The 18044-nt window shown below is 69.6% G+C and carries 17 protein-coding genes; 9 read left to right on the top strand and 8 right to left on the bottom strand.

Going from position 1 to position 18044, the window contains the following annotated elements; translation table 11 throughout:
* Positions 1–33: 33 nt before the first annotated feature.
* From fusA to VFS34_06410, 3 genes are all read right to left on the bottom strand, one after another.
* Complete coding sequence (gene fusA / locus VFS34_06400) at positions 34–2115, bottom strand: elongation factor G (protein HET9794075.1); 2082 nt, start codon at positions 2113–2115, stop codon at positions 34–36.
* 78 nt (positions 2116–2193) lie between these two features.
* Positions 2194–3069 carry a phosphatase PAP2 family protein gene (locus VFS34_06405; GenBank protein HET9794076.1) on the bottom strand — a complete coding sequence of 292 codons (876 nt, stop codon included), beginning with the start codon at positions 3067–3069 and terminating at the stop codon, positions 2194–2196.
* Positions 3070–3121: 52 nt separating this feature from the next.
* Positions 3122–3256, bottom strand: a complete 135-nt coding sequence (locus VFS34_06410; GenBank protein ID HET9794077.1) for a hypothetical protein — start codon at positions 3254–3256, stop codon at positions 3122–3124.
* A 27-nt stretch (positions 3257–3283) separates the two neighbouring features.
* Between VFS34_06410 and cls the strand changes: the two genes are divergently transcribed.
* A complete protein-coding gene (cls, locus tag VFS34_06415; protein HET9794078.1) occupies positions 3284–4744 on the top strand; it encodes a cardiolipin synthase in 1461 nt (486 codons plus the stop codon).
* Positions 4745–4912: 168 nt separating this feature from the next.
* Here the strand turns inward: cls and VFS34_06420 are convergent, their stop codons facing one another.
* From VFS34_06420 to VFS34_06430, 3 genes are all read right to left on the bottom strand, one after another.
* Positions 4913–5812, bottom strand: coding sequence for an MBL fold metallo-hydrolase (locus VFS34_06420; GenBank protein HET9794079.1), 900 nt, complete (start codon positions 5810–5812; stop codon positions 4913–4915).
* 71 nt (positions 5813–5883) lie between these two features.
* Positions 5884–6972 (bottom strand): potassium channel family protein, encoded by a 1089-nt coding sequence (locus VFS34_06425; GenBank protein ID HET9794080.1) that lies wholly within the window; start codon positions 6970–6972, stop codon positions 5884–5886.
* A gap of 96 nt (positions 6973–7068) precedes the next feature.
* Positions 7069–9117: an ADP-ribosylation factor-like protein gene (locus tag VFS34_06430; protein HET9794081.1), complete on the bottom strand. Its 2049-nt coding sequence runs from the start codon at positions 9115–9117 to the stop codon at positions 7069–7071.
* Between the two features lie 230 nt (positions 9118–9347).
* Here VFS34_06430 and VFS34_06435 point away from each other — a divergent pair, with 230 nt between their 5' ends.
* On the top strand, positions 9348–10178 hold the full coding sequence (locus tag VFS34_06435; protein ID HET9794082.1) for an MBL fold metallo-hydrolase: 831 nt from the start codon (positions 9348–9350) through the stop codon (positions 10176–10178).
* Here the strand turns inward: VFS34_06435 and VFS34_06440 are convergent.
* Positions 10175–10633 (bottom strand): hypothetical protein, encoded by a 459-nt coding sequence (locus VFS34_06440; GenBank protein HET9794083.1) that lies wholly within the window; start codon positions 10631–10633, stop codon positions 10175–10177. The genes VFS34_06435 and VFS34_06440 overlap by 4 nt on opposite strands.
* Before the next feature lie 72 nt (positions 10634–10705).
* Here VFS34_06440 and VFS34_06445 point away from each other — a divergent pair, with 72 nt between their 5' ends.
* From VFS34_06445 to VFS34_06460, 4 genes are read left to right on the top strand one after another with little or no spacing between them, the layout of a single operon-like run.
* Positions 10706–11851: an acyl-CoA dehydrogenase family protein gene (locus tag VFS34_06445; protein HET9794084.1), complete on the top strand. Its 1146-nt coding sequence runs from the start codon at positions 10706–10708 to the stop codon at positions 11849–11851.
* Positions 11848–12789, top strand: a complete 942-nt coding sequence (gene meaB, locus VFS34_06450; protein ID HET9794085.1) for a methylmalonyl Co-A mutase-associated GTPase MeaB — start codon at positions 11848–11850, stop codon at positions 12787–12789. The genes VFS34_06445 and meaB overlap by 4 nt, the downstream gene beginning before the upstream one ends.
* Positions 12786–13211 carry a methylmalonyl-CoA epimerase gene (mce, locus tag VFS34_06455; GenBank protein HET9794086.1) on the top strand — a complete coding sequence of 142 codons (426 nt, stop codon included), beginning with the start codon at positions 12786–12788 and terminating at the stop codon, positions 13209–13211. The genes meaB and mce overlap by 4 nt, the downstream gene beginning before the upstream one ends.
* Positions 13208–13528 carry a hypothetical protein gene (locus tag VFS34_06460; protein HET9794087.1) on the top strand — a complete coding sequence of 107 codons (321 nt, stop codon included), beginning with the start codon at positions 13208–13210 and terminating at the stop codon, positions 13526–13528. Before mce ends, VFS34_06460 begins: the two co-directional genes overlap by 4 nt.
* A gap of 151 nt (positions 13529–13679) precedes the next feature.
* Here the strand turns inward: VFS34_06460 and VFS34_06465 are convergent, their stop codons facing one another.
* The gene (locus VFS34_06465) at positions 13680–14396 is read right to left on the bottom strand and encodes a hypothetical protein (GenBank protein HET9794088.1); all 717 of its coding nucleotides are present in this window, start codon (positions 14394–14396) and stop codon (positions 13680–13682) included.
* 41 nt (positions 14397–14437) lie between these two features.
* Here VFS34_06465 and aroF point away from each other — a divergent pair, with 41 nt between their 5' ends.
* The 3 genes from aroF (at position 14438) to VFS34_06480 (ending at position 17914) form a co-directional block, all read left to right on the top strand.
* Positions 14438–15451, top strand: coding sequence for a 3-deoxy-7-phosphoheptulonate synthase (aroF, locus tag VFS34_06470; protein ID HET9794089.1), 1014 nt, complete (start codon positions 14438–14440; stop codon positions 15449–15451).
* Positions 15448–16527, top strand: a complete 1080-nt coding sequence (gene carA / locus VFS34_06475) for a glutamine-hydrolyzing carbamoyl-phosphate synthase small subunit (protein HET9794090.1) — start codon at positions 15448–15450, stop codon at positions 16525–16527. The genes aroF and carA overlap by 4 nt, the downstream gene beginning before the upstream one ends.
* A 148-nt stretch (positions 16528–16675) precedes the next feature.
* Positions 16676–17914: an ABC transporter permease gene (locus VFS34_06480; GenBank protein ID HET9794091.1), complete on the top strand. Its 1239-nt coding sequence runs from the start codon at positions 16676–16678 to the stop codon at positions 17912–17914.
* Positions 17915–18044 lie beyond the last annotated feature (130 nt).

Here is an 18044-nt window from a genome sequence, read left to right on the forward strand (position 1 = left end):
GCGCGCTCCCGGTCCCCGAATCCGATCTTGCGGCTACGCTTCGGCTTCCGCGGTCTGCTTCTTCCCCGACTCCGCGATGATCTTCTCGCGCACGATGTGCGGAACCTCCGCGTAGTGGGAGAAGTCCATGTGGAAATCGCCGCGTCCCTGCGTGATCGAGCGCAGAGTCGAGCCGTACGTGAGCATCTCGGCCATCGGAACGAGCGCGCGGATCGTCTGGCGGTCGCCGTCGGCTTCCATTCCCTGGACCTGGCCGCGTCGCGACGAAAGGTCGCCCATCAGGTCGCCCATGTACTCGGCGGGAGCGTAGACCTCGACCTGCATGACCGGCTCGAGGATCGTGGCCCCTGCCTTCGCCATCGCCTCGCGGTAGGCGAGCGATCCCGCGATCTTGAACGCCATTTCCGAGGAGTCGACGTCGTGGTACTGCCCGTCGTAGAGCCGGACCTTGAAATCGACCATCGGATGTCCGGCGAGATATCCCTTCCGGCGCGCCTCCTGGATCCCCTTTTCCACGGCCGGGATGAAGTTGCGCGGGATCGCTCCGCCGAAGATGTCGTTTTCGAACTCGAAATCCGCTCCCCGGGGGAGGGGCGAAACCTCGATGCGGCAGTCGGCGAACTGGCCGTGTCCGCCCGACTGTTTCTTGTGGCGCCCGTGCGCCTCGGCCTTCCGGGTGATCGTCTCCCGGTACGGGACCTTCGGCGGATGGAGGATCACCTCGACGTTGTAGCGCTTCTTGAGGCGGGCGACGGCGATCTCGACGTGGAGCTGACCGGCGCCGGAGAGGTGGAACTCCTTCGTCTCCTCGTCGCGCTCGAAATGGAGCGACGGGTCTTCCTCGATCAGTTTGTGGAGCGCGTTCGAGATCTTGTCCTCGTCGGCCTTCGCCTTGGCCTCGATCGCGAACGCGATCGCCGGCTCGGGGAAGGGGATCGCGGGAAGCTGGAGCGGGTTCTCCTTCGAGGAGAGGCTGTCGCCGGTGAACGTCTCCTTGAGCTTCGCGACCGCGCCGATGTCGCCGGCGCGAACCTCCGCGACGCTGACGTGCTCCTTCCCCTGCGGGAGGAAGAGCCCGGAGAAGCGCTCGGGCATTCCCTTCCCGGAGTTCCAGTACGTGCCGTCGGACTTGAACGTCCCGGAAAAGACGCGGAAGTACGTGATCCGCCCGGAAAACGGGTCGGAAATGGTCTTGAAGACCTGGGCGAGCGGCGGCCCGTTCTCGTCGCCCTTGACGAGCGTGTCCTTCCCGTCCCGGTCCTTCGCCGCGACCGAGGTCCCCGCCGGCGCGGGCAGGAGCGCGACGCACGCGTCGAGCAGCCGGAGCACGCCGATCTCGAGCTGCGCGGAGACGCACATGACGGGGAAGACCTTGCGCTCGGCGATCTCCTCCTGGAGTCCGGGGAGGAGGTCCGACGCATCGAGCGTGCCGTTGGCGAAGAATTTCTCCATGAGGTGGTCTTCCCCTTCGGCGACCATCTCGACGAGGTTCTTGTGCTCGGCGTCGGCGCGTTCCCGGTATTCCTCGGGGATCGCTCCGTCGAGGCGCTTCCCGTCCCGGAGCATGTGCGATTCCATCCGGACGAGATCGATCGTCCCGCGGAACTCCTTCTCCGCCCCGACGGGGATCTGGAGCGCCAGCACGCCGCGGCCGAACTTCTTCTGGAGGTCCGCGACGCACCGTTCGAGGGAAGCGCGATCCCGGTCCATGCGGTTGACGACGAAGATCACCGGCTTCTTGAACTGCTCGGCGAATTTCCACGCCTTCTCGGTCTGGACCTCGATGCCGGCCACGGCGTCGACGACGATCATCACGGCATCGGCGGCGGCCACCGCGCAGCGGGCCTCGGAGACGAAGATTCCGTAGCCGGGCGCATCGATGAAGTTGATGCGGGTCTCGCGATGGATCGCGTGCGCGACCCCGAGGTTGATCGAGATCTTGCGGTCGATCTCTTCGGCGTCGAAATCGGTCACGCAGGTTCCGGCGTTGATGTCGCCGGCCCGCGTCACGGCGCCCGCGCGGTGCAGCATCGCCGATACCAGGGTCGTCTTTCCGACGGTGTTGTGGCCGAGGACGGCCACGTTGCGGATCTCGTTCGCGGAGAAGAGCTTCATCCGGACCTCCCGTTCGGTCCGGCGATTCTATCAAACGGGAGTTCCACCGGCGGCGCGGTCGGAGTGGTCGAGGGCGGCCTAGAAGCCGATCCGCGCGGCGAGGCCGTTCCGGATCGGCACGATGTCGAGCGACGTCTGGACGGGCTCTCCGACCGCCTCGCGCTCGTGCTTGTGGACGATGTACTTCCCGACGACGGTGCCGAACACCGCGCCGGCGAACACGTCGCTCGCGAAATGGACGTGGTCGTTCACGCGGTCGAAGGCGATGACCGACGCGAGGGTATAGGCCACGGTCGGCACGACCCATCCCCGGGACCGAGCGGCCACCACGGAAGCGAGGGCGAACGCCTGGGTCGTGTGGCCCGAGGGGAACGAGGAGTTGCTCGACGCGAAGTCGAAGTCCGTCTTGCCGTTGGACTGGTAGGGGCGCTCGCGCCCGAAGGCGGGCTTGATGACGAGATTCTCGACGAGCGCGGTGAGGATGCTCGCCTCGAGCGCTTCCCGGCCGGTGTCGCGGAGGTTGGGGCTGCGGAAGACGAGTCCGGCGCCGATCGCGACGATCGCGGCTTCGGTCCCGTTGCCGCCGCCGAAGCTGGTGGTCGCCGACGAGACGTGGTTCGTGAAGTCGGAACGGTTGTTCTGCGCCGCCCGGTCGATGCCGTGGTCCGCCGCGATCAGGCCGCCCAGAACGACGGTGAACGCGCCCGCTTTCTCCCAGTCCGTCTTCGTCCAGTGCGCCGGCGCGGTCACCATCCCGACGCTGTCGCTGAAATACCGCCCGGCCTCGTGGGCGACCGCGTGGATCGCGCGCTGCAGGGGGTTGTTCCCGGGCGCCTGGACCTTCGGAGCGACTTCGCCCCCGACGGTGTCCCCGGCCTCGCCGCCCACCTGTGCCCGGGCGGGGGTCACCGCGGCTCCGAGAACGACGAGCGCGCACGAAACCGTGCGAAGCACCTTCCCCATAGCACAAGGAATGCCACGCGGACTGGTACCATCCGGGCACCCGTCAGGCGCAGGCGCGGGAAAACAGCACGGCGAGGAAGAGGATGACCGCACCCAGGACCACGGCGAGCAGGATTCCCGCGGCGGCCACGGCCCGCGGCGAGGTGCGCGCCCTCTCCTCCTCCTTCGGGTCCGCCACGGCCGCGATCTTACGACGCGGAAGCCCATGCTGACGCATCTGGCCCACGTCGCGGCGCTCTTCGAACGGATTCCGTTCTGGGCGCTCTTCGCGTACGACGTGATCGTCCTCGCGGTGATCACGCTCGCGATCGTCCGCCGCCGCGGGTTCGCGAGCACGCTCGCGTGGATCTTCGCGATCATCGCCGTTCCGGGCGCCGGGGTGCTCGCCTACCTGCTGCTCGCCAATCCGCACGTCGCCCGGACCCGCCGGGCGAAGCGTCGAGCGACCCTCCGGTTCCGCCAGCGCCGGGGGCATGCCCGCGGACCGGGCGGCGACCGTCCGCGCCTGACCCCCCCCGAGCGCGGCGTCCTGCGTCTGGCGGAGCGCCTCTCCGACGCCGCGCCCGTGGCGGGCAACCGCGCGGAGCTCGTCTCGAGCAACGAGGAGGCCGCGCGCCGGATCACCGACGCGATCGCATCGGCCCGGCGGTCGATCTGGGCCGAGTACTACATGATCAAGAACGACCCGACGGGGAACGAGTTCCTGGCTCTCCTCGCGCGGCGGGCCGGCGAGGGGCTCGACGTCCGGCTCCTCTACGACGCGGTCGGGTCGTGGGGAATCGACGGCGCGGCCCTCGGGGCGATCCGGCGAGCCGGGGGACACGTGGAGGTCTTCCTTCCGATCAACCCGCTCCGCCGCCGGTGGGCGGTCCACCTGAGGAATCATCGAAAGATCCTCGTCGTCGACGGCGAGATCGCGATGACCGGCGGGATGAACGTCGGCGACGAATACTCCGGACGGCTGGGCCGCGGCCCGGTCCCGGCGTGGCGCGACACGCTCCTCGTGCTGGAAGGGTCGGCGGCCGGCGCGCTCGCCGAGGTCTTCGCCGAAGACTGGTCCTTCGCGACCGGATCGGAGGAGATCCTCGACGTTCCCCGCGAAGCGCAGCCGGACGGCGGCAGCCTCGTCGCCGTGCTCCCGAGCGGACCGGACCAGGAAGCCAACGCCGTGCGTCTGGCGTACTTTGCGGGCATCACGTCGGCCGTTTCCCGCTGCTGGATCGCGAGCCCCTATTTCATCCCGGACGGGCCGACGAACCGGGCGCTCGTGACGGCCGCGCTCCGCGGCGTCGACGTGCGGATCCTCCTTCCCGAGAGGAACGACGTGACCCTCATGGGTCCGGCCGGTCGCTCGTACTACTCGGCCCTCGTCCGGGCCGGCGCCCGGATCTTCGAATACCGGCCGGCGATGCTCCATTCGAAGCTCATGTCGATCGACGGCCGTTGGTGCCTGATCGGGTCGGCCAACGTGGACGTCCGGAGCTTCTGGCTGAATTTCGAGATCAGCGCGCTCGTGTTCGATCCCGCTTTCGCGGCCGTCGTCGACGCCCAGTTCGAGAAGGACGTCGCCGACAGCCGCGAGATCACGCCCGAGATCCTGTCGGGGAGGGGGTTCTTCGCGGCGCTCGGCGAAGGGGTAGCGAGGTTGATGTCGCCGCTCCTGTAGAGGGGGCGCGGCGATGCATCGAGCCGGACGGGCGCGTGCCGTCCGCGAGACCCTGCGACCTACGCCCGGTAGGCCTCGGGATCTCGCGGCCGGCCCGCATCCCGTCGGGCTCGTGCCTCGCCGCGCCCATGCAACTGAAACCGCCATCCCTCCTGGGATTTCCAGTCACTATGGTGTCCTTTCCATCCACCGGATGCACTCCTCCAGCGAAGCCCTCATCTCGGCTTCGGGAGCGTGGTGAAGGCGGCCGTGGCCCGGCAGGACCCACGAGAACCGGTAGTCCCGCAGACGCTTCATCGACCCGATCTGCTCGCGCCAGGAATACCAGCACGCGTCGCGGAACGCCGTGAGACGCTTCCGGTTCGGCGACCCGGCGAGGTGGTCCCCCGTGAAGAGATGGGTGTCGCGGTAGAGGAGGACCGCGTGCCCGCGGGTGTGGCCGGGAGTCGGGATCGCCGTGAGGTCGGGATCGATCGCGAGGGGCGCATCGCCGCTCCAGGCCTCCTCGACGCCGAGCCGAGCGCCGCCGTCCTCCGACCGGAGGAACCGCCGGCATCCGAACCGTTCCGCGAACCGGGCATGGTCGGCGACGTCGTCGCGGTGGGTCAGGAAGAGAACCGAGACGCCGCCGATTCGCTCGAGCGCGCGGACGAGGGGCGGCGCGAAACGCGGGGAGTCGACGAGGACGTTGCCCCCTTGCGCCGCCGGCCGACGGATCAGCCAGCTCTCCGCCCCGAAGCTCGACGCGGCGCGGAATCCGCAGGAATACACGTTTTCCGAGACCGGGTCGGGGAAGGCTTCGGTCCCGATCCTCCGGGAAAACGAACGGGGAGCGCCGATCGACCCGGTCGGGCACGCGACGAGGGCCATCATGGCGCGCCGGACGTCGGCGTCGCCGATGGGCTGACTCCCGACGCTCGACGCGCCGCCGTGGTCGCGGAACGTCCCGGGGGCGATCTGGCGGCACGCGTCGCAGTCGATGCACGTGCGGTCGACGTAGAAGTCGCCGGGGACATTTTCGGGAAGCCGGAGCGCTTCGCGGGCCATCGAGATCTTCAACGGCGCCATGGGCGCTCGAATTCCGCGAAGGGCGGTCTCCGAACGCCGGGGCGCGGCCGGCCGGGGCGGGAAGAAGGGCGCTAGGGGCGGCGCTCGGCGGCCGTTTCCTTCTCCCAGGCGCTCGTCTGCCAGTTCGCGGGGCGGTTCGGATGCGACCAGCCCGGGATCGTCATCATCAGGCGGTCGGCGAGCGCGGCCACGTACGGCTCGTACATCCGTCGGACGTCCTGGAGCGTCTCGTCGGCGGCTTTCGGGGCGCAGAGGGGCACGCCGGCCGACCGCAGCTCCGCGCGGATCTCGGCGAGCGCCGACGGGGAGAGCCGCTCACCGCTCCCGTGACGAGGGGCGATGTGGAGCACCTGCGAGAGATCGACGACGGCGTGGCGCGCGATCGCGTAGGTGAGTCGGGCCTGCCACGCGATCTCTCCCTCCGCGTGCGCGATCAGGAGCGCGCACGTGTCGAGGATCGCCGTGAGCGCGGCGAGCCACGACTGATTGTCGTGCTGGGAGCGGTAGTAGCAGAGGACCGGATACGACAGGTGGCTTTCCATGAGGTCCGCCGTCCAGACCTCCCAGTCCCTCAGAAACCGGGCGAGAGATCCGACGTGCTCGGGACGGCCGTACCTCGAGAGGAGCTCCCGCGCGCTGGGAGGGGAGCCGGCGCGCGCGTCGAGAAGCGAGATGTTCGTTTCGCGGCGCGAGAAGGCGCCGTAGATCACCGGGAGGTAGCCGATCGTGAGCGCGAGGAATCCGAAGCCGACTCCCGCTTCGAGCACCGTCACGATGCGGCCGGCGGTCGCCTTTGGCGTCACGTCCCCCAGTCCCAGCGTGAAGAACGTCGATCCGCTCATGTAGAGGTCCATCGGGAAGCCGCCGGCGGTTCCCACGGCGGCGTGCAGGAGCGAGAAACCGAACACGAGACCGACCGCCCAGAACGCGACGAGCATCAGGAGCGAGAGCGGGCCGAAGGCGGAGAGAAGCGCCTGCCGGGGTTTCCCCGCGGGAACGCGCCGCGCGACCGCCGCGACCGCGTTCCACGCGACCGCGTAGAAGAGGCGGGTCAGCCGGAAACGGTGAGTGACCCGCCGCGGCAGGACGATCGACTCGAACGCGTCCCAGAGGATCACGAGGACGATCACGCTGCCCGCGAGGGCGCGGAGCCCCGTCATGGGTCTCCCGCTCCGCGGGGCCGCCGGCACCGGCGCGGAGCATCCGCCGGGTTTCCCAGGGCGGAGCGCCGCCGGTCGCCCTTCATGAGCCCGATCTTACGACGGGGTGTGCGGATCTCCGAGGCGGCCGGCGAGGTCGGCGAGCGCGTCGGCGAGCCGGCGCCGGAGGTCGTCGGCCGAGCTCTGCCGGCGCGCGAAGTCGTCGCGCGCCTGACGCACCGTTTCGTCGATCTCGGCCGCCGCCCGCCGCCGACTCTCGGTTTCCTCGTCCCGGAACGCCCGGAACCGCTCTTCGAGCTCCAGGACGGCCTGCCGGGCGGATTCCCGCTCCGCCGTCGAGCGCGCGCTCAGCTCGTCGAGGAGACGTTCGAGCCGGGCGAGACGCGACTCCTGGTCGACGACGAGCTGGCTGAACTTCTCTTCGGTCTCCTGGATCCGGAAGCCGAGCTTCTCGAGCGCCGCGGCGGTGGCGAGCGACTCCCGGCTCACCTGCGCGACGAGCTCCATCTCGCGCCCCGATCCCTCCGCGAGCGACTGCTGGAGGTCCGAGATCCCCCGGCGGAGATCGCTCACCTGGCCCTCCGACGCGAGGCGCGCGTTGGTCCAGTCGGTTCGCAGGAGATCGAAATCCTTCGCCCAGCCGCGGGCGGCTTCGACCTGGCCGAGCCGCCCTTCGAGCGCGCCGATGCGGGCCGGGATCCCGGCGCCTTGCGCCAGGCCGTTTTCGATCCCCGACAATCTCTGCTCGAGCTCGTCCCATCGGGCGAGCTTCTCTTCCGCGGCGGAGATCCGGTCGCCCCACGCGGAGACGACGGCGAGCTGGATCATTCGCTCCTCGAAAGCAGAGGCGACCGGCGCCGGCTCGGCGGCGGGCGGCGGGGTTTCGGGAGCAACCGACGTCGTCTCGGCGGCGGGCCGGGCGGCTTCCGCCATGACGGGAGGCGGGGCTTCTGCGCTCTCCGGACGGGCGGCTTCCGCCGCAGCCGCCTCGGCAGCCGTCGCCGGCTCCTCGGGGGCGAAAGGCGCCGCGGGGGCTTCGGGCGGCTCCGGCTCGTCGGGGACGTCGGGGACGGCGGGGACGGCGAATGCCGCCGTGCTGGCACGATCGTCCTGCCCCGGAAATTCGACGGGAGCCGGCGCGGAGGCGGGCCGTCTGGGGAAGAACGCCGGATTGGTGTCTTCCGTGACGCCGGACGGCTCGGCGAGGGGCGGGAACGTCTCGAAGACGATCGCGTCGCGGCGCGCCGTCTCCGCCGGCGCCTCGGCCGTCCCGGACCCCTCTTCGTCCATCGGAAACGGAGCGACGGCGATCGGCGGGGAGTCGGCGTCCGAAGCCGCGACGGCGGCGGGGTGCGGCGAGGCGAGCGTCGGGATCGCGCGCGTCGTCCCGAGGTCTTCGGTCTCGGGAAAGGCGATCGGTTCGGGCACACGGCGCGCGGCGGGGGGCGGAACCTCCGGCGCGTGAGCGCTCATCCCGTGCACCATGGAGCTCTTCCAGGCCGAGAGGTTTTCCGTCTCGCTCGCCGCCGGACGCGCGGGCTTCGGCGCTCCGCGCTTCTGGAGCCGCCGCAGGATGTCGACGAACGTCAGCTTCGAGATCAGCTTGAACGTCTCGACGACGCCCTTTCCCTCGGACGCGACGGCTTCGATGAACGGGTGCCCGGCGAGACCGAGACCTTCCTGGAGCGCGTCGACGGCGAGGACGTCCGGAAGATCCCGTTTGTTGAACTGGACCGCGAAGGGGATCGTCGCCGCGTCGATCCCTTCCTCCTTCAGATTCTGGCGAAGGTTCTGGAGGCTCTCGAGGTTTTTCGGCAGCTGTGACCAGCGGGAATCGACGACGAAGACGATCCCGTCGGCGCCGCGGAGTACGACCCGGCGCGTCTCGTTGTACGGGCTCTGTCCGGGCACGGTCGCGACCTGGAAACGGATCCGGTATCCCTTCAGGTCCCCCAGCTCCACGGGAAGGAGATCGAAGAAGATCGTCCGGTCGGCGGTCGCCGCCAGCGTGAGGAGATTTCCGACCGAGGAGGGCTCGAGCCGCCGGTGGAGGAACTGGAGATTCGTGGTTTTGCCGCCGAATCCGGGACCGTAGTACACGATCTTCGCGGTCAGTTCCTTGGAGGCGGCGTTGTAGACGACCATGAAACTGGGGCGAATGATAACACCTCGATTTGGCCGGCGAGGCAACGCATCGAGCCCGAAGGGCGCATGCCCGCGTGACCCTCCGACGCACGCTCCGGAACGCCGGCGGGTCCCGCGGGACGACGCGCATCCCCGCGGGCTCGCCCTCGCCGCGCCTCGTCGGGACGGCGAAGAGCAGTCCCCGGAGCCGGGGACCCGGGTTTTCCCCGGTTCTTGGTAGTCTCCCCGCCATGGCCGAAACGACGACCCTCCGCGTCTGCGACGTGCCGATCGTCGGACGCTCGGTCGCCGGACAGGAATCGTTCTACCGCCTGCCGACTCTCCGCTCGGCGCTCGAGATCGGACGATGCCCGAACGCGCTCGTCGCGGTCCCGAACGTCTTCGTGACGCACGCCCATCTCGACCATGCGGCGGGAGTCGCCTCGTATGCCTCGCAGCGGACGCTCCAGGGGCTGGAGGCGGGGAGGGTGTTCCTGCCGGCGGAGGCGATGGAGGGGTTCGAGAAGATCCTCGCGCTGCACGTCGAGCTCGAGGGATTCCATCGGTACGCGGCCCACCTGAAGGGCGTCCGTCCCGGCGACCGGATTCCGCTCCGCCACGATCTCGAAGTCGACGTGACCGCGGGGAGCCATCGGGTTCCGTGCGCCGGCTACGTCTTCTGCGAGACGCGCCGGAAGCTGCGCCGCGATCTCGCCGGAACCTCCGGGGAAGAGATCGCGCGGCTCCGGGAGCGGGGGATCGGAGTGACCGAGGAGATTCGAACGCCTCTCCTCGCCTACCCGGGGGACTGCGATGCCGGGATCTTCGACGTCGCGCCGGAGATCTTTCGCGCGCGCATCCTCCTCCTCGAATGCACGTTCATCCGGCCGGGCGAGGAGGAGCGGGCCGCCCGCTACCGGCATCTCCATCTTTCCCAGATCGCCGCCCGCGCTTCCGATTTCGCCAACGAGGCGATCGTCCTGACGCATTTCTCGGCGAAGTACTCGAGGGAGGAGATCGAGGAGCGGGTGAAGGCGGGGCTGCCCGATTCGCTGCGGGACCGGGTCGTCGCGTTCGTCTAGCGTCCGGGCTTCACGACCTCCGCCGCGGCTTTCTGCCCGGCCGCCCACGCCCCCAGGTGCTGCCGCCACTGGTAGACGGACGCCCTCGGCATCACGAACTCCCGCGTCTCGGCGTCGGTTCCGACGAGCGTCAACACCTCGGCGCGCAGCAGCCGCCGTCCCGTCGTCGTCATCCGGTTCCCGGAGCTGATGCGGCGGATCGTGCGGAGCGGGAGATCCGTGCGGCGCTCGTGCCGGCTCTCGAAGAAGATCGTTTCCCCCGTGAGACCGAGGACTCCGGGCACCCGCCGGAAACGTCCGACGCACCGGTCCGCCGGCGTGAGGAGCGCGGGTGGAGCGCCGGCGCGCGCGAGGATCTCCGCGGCGAGCCGGTCGCGGCTCCGCCTCAGGAGGAGCGGGGGAAGGACGGCGCCGACGGCCACGAGAATCGCGATCGCGGCGACCAGGATCGTCATTCAAAAAATGTATCATCGCCGCCGGACGCGAGCCGTCGCGCGGGAGCCGCCGGGCGCGTCCGAGGAGGACCCTTGAGCTTCGATCTGACCGAGGAAGAGCGGGCGATCCGGGACACCGTCCGGGACTTCGCGGAAGCGGAGATCCGGCCGCACGTCATGGAGTGGGACGAGGCGCAGGCGTTTCCGCGCGGCGTCTTCGACAAGCTCGGCGAGCTCGGTTTCCTCGGATGTTTCGTTCCGGAGGCGTACGGCGGGGCGAGCCTGACCGTCTCCCAGTACATCGGCGTCATCGAGGAGCTCGCCCGCGTCGACGGTTCGGTGTCGCTTTCCGTCGCGGCGCACAACTCCCTCTGCACGAACCACCTCGTGATGTTCGGTTCGGAGGCGCAGAAGAAGGAGTACCTGCCGAAGCTCGCGAGCGGGGAGTGGATCGGCGCCTGGGGGCTGACGGAGTCCGGCTCCGGGTCGGATGCGGGGGGGATGCAGACGACCGCGCGGCGCGACGGCGCCGGGTGGGTCCTGAACGGCCAGAAGACCTTCATCACCCACGGCTCGGTCGGACAGATCGCGGTCGTGACGGCCCTGACCGACCGGTCGAAGGGGAAGGGGGGGATCTCGGCGTTCGCGGTGCCGATGGACACGCCCGGGATCCGTCCGGGAAAGAAGGAGAACAAGCTCGGGATGCGGGCGTCCGACACCTCGACGCTCCTCCTCGAAGACTGCCGTCTCCCCGCGGACGCCTTGATCGGCGGGGAGGAGGAAGGGTTCAAGCAGGCGCTCCAGATCCTCGACGGCGGCCGGATCGGGATCGCGGCGCTCGCGATCGGAATGGCCCGCGGCGCGTTCGAAGCGGCGCTCTCCTACTCGCAGCAGAGGCGGCAGTTCGGTCGCGCCCTCTCGGAGTTCGAGGCGATCCAGTTCTACCTGGCCGAAATGGCGACGGACATCGACGCGGCGACCCTGCTCACGCGTCGGGCCGCGGCGGCGCGGGACGCCGGAGCGAAAGTGACGAAACTCGCCTCCATGGCGAAGTACTTCGCGGGGGAGATGTGCGTGCGCGTCGCGGACCGCGCCCTCCAGATCCACGGGGGATACGGGTTCGTGAAGGACTACCCGGTCGAAAAGTTCTTTCGCGACGTCAAGCTCTGCACGATCGGCGAGGGCACGACGGAAATCCAGAAGCTCGTCATCGCCCGGCAGATCCTGAGCGGCCTTTGACCGATCCGCTCACCCGCGGGGTCCTCGCCGGGGATCCCCGCGCGATCGGCCGCGCGATCTCGCGCGTCGAACGCGGCTCCGATCTCGCGGGGCTCGTTCGCGAGATCTTCCCGTCGACCGGCCGCGCGCGGGTGATCGGCGTGACGGGTCCTCCCGGCGCCGGGAAATCGACTCTCGTCACCCGGATGGCCCGGGCGTACCGGGAACAGGGGCGGCGGGTCGGGATCGTCGCGATCGACCCGTCCTCCCCCTTCTCCGGGGGGGCCATCCTCGGAGACCGGATCCGCATGAGCGAGCTCGACGCCGACCCCGGAGTTTTCATCCGGTCCATGGCGACGCGCGGCGCGCTCGGCGGACTGTCCCGGGCGACCAACGACGCGGTCGACGTTCTCGATGCGGCGGGGTTCGAGGTCGTGATCGTGGAGACGGTCGGCGTCGGTCAGGACGAGGTCGACGTCGTCCGCGCGGCGGATTCCGTCGTCGTCGTCGTCCCTCCCGGGCTCGGGGACGACATCCAGGCGCTCAAGGCGGGGATTCTCGAGATCGCGGACCTCTTCGTCGTCAACAAGGCGGACCGGGAAGGCGCCGACCGCGCCGCGGCGGAGCTCAAGATGAACCTGGATTTTTCGGCACCGCAGGGATGGCGTGCTCCGATCCTCCTGACGGTCGCCACGAAGAACGAAGGGACCGCGGCGGTGATCGAACGGCTGGAAGCGCACCGCGCGCATCTGGCGGAAACCGGCGAGAATCGCGAGCGGCGGCTCCGGCGCTCCCGCGCACGGCTCCGGGCGCTCCTCGAAGCGCGCTTCTTTCGGGCCGTCGAAAACGACGCGCACAATCCGAGCGGCCTCGAGGAGTACGTCGTGCGCTTGACGGACCGCGCGGTCGACCCCTATTCTGCCGCGGACGAGCTCTTCCGGAGGATCGCGGCGCCGTGATCAAGCATCTCGACCACATCGGAATCGCGGTTCGGTCGCTCGAGGAGGCGCTCCCGGTCTGGCGCGCCCTCGGGCTGAAAGAGGAGCGGCGCGAGGAAGTTCCCGGCCAGAAAGTCCGGACCGCTTTCCTGGCGGCGGGCGAGCCGTCGATCGAGCTCCTCGAGCCGACGTCGGAAGATTCGCCGATCGCCGGCTTTCTCGCCCGGCGCGGACCGGGGATCCACCACATCTGCTTCGCCGTCGAGGACCTCGAGTCGATGCTCGACGAGCTCGCGCGCGCCGGCTACCGCCTCATCCATCGAACCCCCGTCCCCGGAGCCGGAGGGAAGAAGGTCGCGTTCCTGCACCCGGAGGCCGGGCGGGGCGTCCTGATCGAGCTCTCGGAAGCTTCGCCCGAGGGCGCGTTTCCGGCGCGGACGTGAAGGCCGACACCTACGTCGTGGTCTATCTGCACTCGCCGCGCGAGCGATGGTGGGGCCTGCTCCGCGCCGTCACGCCCGCGGGCGCGACGCTGCGCGGGCTCTCGCTCGAATCGTTCGAGCCATGGGCGCGTTCGGTCGCCCGCGGCGAGGACACCGGGATCGCCCCGACGACGGTGTTCTTCCCGATCCACCGGATCGAGCGGATCGACGAGGACGAATCGACCCTGTCGGTCGCGTCGCACGCCGACCGGTTCCACGAGTGGACCGGCGAGGACGTGAAAATTCACCTCGTACCCGACTTGGGCGAGACGCAATAGTCGCGAGTGACGAGTCTACGAGTCGCGAGTCAGGGAACCAGAGTCGGCAAGCCGCGTCCGGTTCTGAATCGAAGAACGTCGATACGGACTTTCGACTCGCGACTCGCCGACGCGCGGACCGCCCACGCGGGACCCGCGGGGCGCGCATGGGTCAGAAGATGACGTTCTGGACGAAGTACTCCGAGGCCGTCATCTGGCCTTCGGTCAGCGCCTTGATGCTTTCCGGGGTCATCCGGAATCGTCCTCCGTCGCTCCCGGTCGACGAGACGATCTCGACCTCGAGCGCGGGGGTCTTCCCCATCGAGATGAGGTCCTGCGCGAGCCTGGCCGCGGCCGAGATCCCGCGGAAGACCGCGTCCTCCTGATCGGCGATCAGCACGACTTTCGGTCCCACCTCGAGCTTGTACTGCGTCACGCCCGCCCCTTCGAGGATCCGGATCGCCTCGCGGATGATGAGCGGATCGGCGATCTCCGGGGCCGCCGGCTTCGGCGCCGAGGCCTTGCTCTCCTTCCGGGGCGCGCGCGGCTGCGACTCGTGCTGCTGGATGTAGCGGGAGAGGTTCTGGCGGTCCGTCGAGGTCGCCTTCGGCGTCTCGAGCACCTTCGCGCTCGGCGTGTTGAGGACGAGGACGTTCCCGACGTTCTCCTGGTTGTACTTGTCGGTCGCGGCGACGTCGACGTTCGCCATCGGGACCTCGGCGACGTTTCCGTTCTCCATCGTGAAGACCGCGAAGTCCTTCCGAATCGTGTATTTTTGCTTCCCGAACAGCTTGCTTCCGTCCTTCAGGACGACGACGTAGGCCGCGACCGGACGCGCGGCGAGGGCCGCCAGGAAGGCCGCGACGAGGATTCCGGTCCCGCGTTTCATGCTCACCTCTCCGTGAAGTGCGATCGGGTATATTAGCACCGATGCTCATCGTCATGGATTCGCGCGCGGACGCGGCCGCCGTCCGCCGCGTCATCGAGACGGTCGAGCAGATGGGCCTGAAGGCGACGCCGATCCCGGGCGCGCAGCGGGTCGCGATCGGGATCACCGGCAACCGCGGCACCGTCGACCCGACCGGCCTCGAGAACCTGCCGGGCGTCCTCGAGATCATTCCCGTCTCCGCGCCGTACAAGCTCGTCTCCCGGGAGACGAAGAGCGAGCGGAGCGTCGTGTCGATCGGCGGCGTCGAGATCGGGGGCGACCGGATCGTCGTCGGGGCCGGCCCGTGCGCGGTCGAATCGGAGGAGCAGACGATCGAGATCGCCCGGCGGGTCAAGGCGGCGGGGGCGACGCTCTTCCGCGGCGGCGCCTACAAGCCCCGAACGTCGCCGTATTCCTTCCAGGGACTCGGACTCGCCGGATTGAAGATTCTCGCGAAGGCGCGCGCCGAGACCGGGCTCCCGATCGTCACGGAGGTCCTCGACACCGAGACCGCCGAGGAAGTCGCCGAGTACGCGGACTGCCTGCAGGTCGGCGCGCGGAACATGCAGAACTTCTCGCTCCTGAAGAAGGTCGGGCGGTTGAAGCGTCCGGTCCTCCTGAAGAGGGGCATGTCGGCGACGATCGAGGAGTTCCTCCTGTCGGCCGAGTACATCCTCGCGGAGGGGAACTACGACGTCGTCCTCTGCGAACGCGGCGTCCGGACGTTCGCCGACCACACGCGCAACACGCTCGATCTCTCCGCGATCCCCGCGGTGCAGCGGATCTCGCATCTTCCGATCATGGCCGACCCGTCGCATGGGACGGGCAAGCGCCACAAGGTGCTGCCGCTCTCTCGCGCCGCCGTGGCGGTCGGGGCCGACGGCCTCCTGATCGAGGTCCACCACAAGCCGGAAACGGCGCTGTCGGACGGGCCCCAGGCCCTTCTTCCCGAGCAGTTCGCGGACCTCATGAACCAGGTCCGCGCGCTTTCGATCGTCATGGGAAGGAGCGCGTGACCGCCGGTCTCCTCGTTCTCGAAGACGGCACCGCCTACCACGGCAAGGCCGTCGGTGCCCGGGGAACGTTCTTCGGGGAGATCGTCTTCAACACCTCGATGACCGGGTTCCAGGAGGTCCTCACAGACCCGTCGTATCGCGGGCAGCTCGTCGTCATGACGGCATCGCACGTCGGCAACTACGGCGCGCGCCGGGGAGAAGAGGAATCGGACCGGGTGCAGGCCGCCGGCTATCTCGCCCGGGATTTCCCGACGCACTGGAGCGGAACCGGAGGCGAGACCGGGCTCGCCGACATGCTGGCGGAGGCCGGCGTCCCCGGACTCTTCGGATTCGACACGCGTTCCCTCGTCCGCAAGCTCCGCTCCGAGGGGGTGATGCGCGCCGGCATCTCGACCGGGATCCTCGATCCGACCGACCTCCGCCGCCGCGTTCTCGAATCCCCGCCGATGGAGGGGAGCGCGCTCGCGCTGACGGCGGGGACTTCGGAAACCTACCGCTCGCCCGCCCCCGACGGCGCGCGGTTCCGGGTCGCCGCGATCGACTACGGGATGAAACGGAACCTCTGCCGGCTGCTGAACGGCGCCGGTTGCGACGTGACCGTCTTCCCGGCCTCGGCGACCCGCGACGAGATCCTCGCGGAGAAGCCGGACGGCATCTTCCTTTCGAACGGCCCGGGAGATCCCGCCGCGCTGGAAGCGTGTGTTTCGACCGCCCGCTCGCTCATCGGCGAGAAGCCGATTTTCGGCGTCTGCCTCGGGCATCAGATTCTCGGGCGGGCCCTCGGGGCGTCGACGTTCAAGCTCAAGTTCGGGCACCGCGGCGGCAACCATCCGGTGCAGGATCTCGACCGCCACGCGATCGCGATCACGTCCCAGAACCACGGCTTCGCCGTCGATCCCGCGGGTCTCCCGGGCGGGACCCACGTCTCGCACGTGAACCTGAACGACGGGACCGTCGAGGGCTTTCGCGATCCGGGCCGGCGGGTGCTCGCGGTCCAGTACCACCCGGAGGGCGCCCCCGGACCCCACGATGCCCGGGGGCTGTTCGCCGAGTTCCTCTCCATGATGGAAGGGTGATCGAGGCGGCGATCCATCGAGCCGTCCGCTTCCGCTCTGGCGAACGACGACCCGATCGGCGGGGAGTTCGCGCGACGCATGATCGATCGTCGATGCCCGTAGGATCGCGCCGACGCTTTCCCCGGCTCGCGCGAGGGAAGGTCCGGCCTTGACGCTCGCGTCCGAGCTCGCCCTCCGATATTTCCGCCGGCGCTCCTCGCGTCTCGTCTCGCGCGTTTCCCTCCTCGCCATCGCGGGGGTGGCCCTCGGGGTGATGGCGCTGGTGATCGCGATGGCCCTCCTCTCCGGCTATCGCGACGAGATCCAGGGAAAGCTGATCGGCGCGAACGCGGACGTCGTCGTCTTTCCGCTGACGTCCTCCGGGATCGCGGACCCCGACGCCCTCGCGGCGAAGCTTCGGGTCTATCGGCGGGTGCGGGCGGCCGCGCCGGTCATCTACTGGCAGGGGACGGCGGCTTCCGAGGCGGAGCCGGACGGCCTGAACGCCGTGGTCAAGGGGATCGATCCCGAGCGCGAGCGACTCGTCGCGCCCGTGGGCCGGGTTCTGGAAGCGGGGAACCGCCTCTTCGCGGCCGACGCCGCCGGCCGCGAAGGATGCGCGATCGGGGCGGACCTCGCGGGCCGGCTTCGCGTGGGAGAGGGCGCGACCGTGCTGTTGACCGTTCCGGACACCTCCCGCCGCGGCGCGGGTTTCACGCTCCGCCGGCGCGCGTTCCGCGTGTCCGAAGTCTTCCGGACGAACTTCTTCGAGTACGACTCGGAGTGGGTGTTCGTCTCGCGCGCGGCCGCGCGGGCGCTCGCCCGCTTTCCGGCGCCGGCGAACGTCCTCGAAGTGAAGCTCGACACGATCGACCGCACGCCGGAGGCGACCGCCCGCGTCCGCGAGATTCTCGGGGAGGGATACAGCGTGACGGACTGGCGGTCGTTGAACGGCAGCCTCTTCTCCGCCCTGACCGTCCAGAAAATCACCCTCTTCCTCGTCATCGGCCTCATCGTCGCGGTCTCGACCTTCACGATCGTCGCCACCCTGGTGATGAACGTCCAGGAGAAGAAGCGCGACATCGGGGTCCTGTCGGCGCTCGGAGCCCCTCCCCGGCTCGCTTCCGGTGCGTTCCTGAGGCTCGGAATGCTCCTGGGCGGAAGCGGCGTGACGCTGGGCCTCGCCGCGGGGACCGTCGTGTGCGCGGCGCTGACGCGCTTCCGCCTCGTCCGGTTTCCGCCGGACGTGGCGGAGATCTATTTCGTCTCTTTCGTTCCGTTCGAGGTTCGTCTGCGCGACGTCGCGACGATCGCGGTCTTCGCGCTCGCGGTCATCGCCCTCGCGGCGTGGCTGCCCGCGCGGAGAGCGGGGCGGATCGAGGTCGCGGAAGCGCTGCGGTACGAATAGAGCGGGCGCCGCGATCTCTCGCGGGGATCCGCGCGTCCTCGGTCGCCGCGCCCTCCGACGGAAGTCGAGCATGCCTCCGGGCCCGGCGGGTCCCACGCGGCTCTCGCGGTGCCTCGTCGCTTCCGGAACG

This window comes from Thermoanaerobaculia bacterium, from assembly GCA_035717485.1.
Classification (GTDB): domain Bacteria; phylum Acidobacteriota; class Thermoanaerobaculia; order UBA5066; family DATFVB01; genus DATFVB01.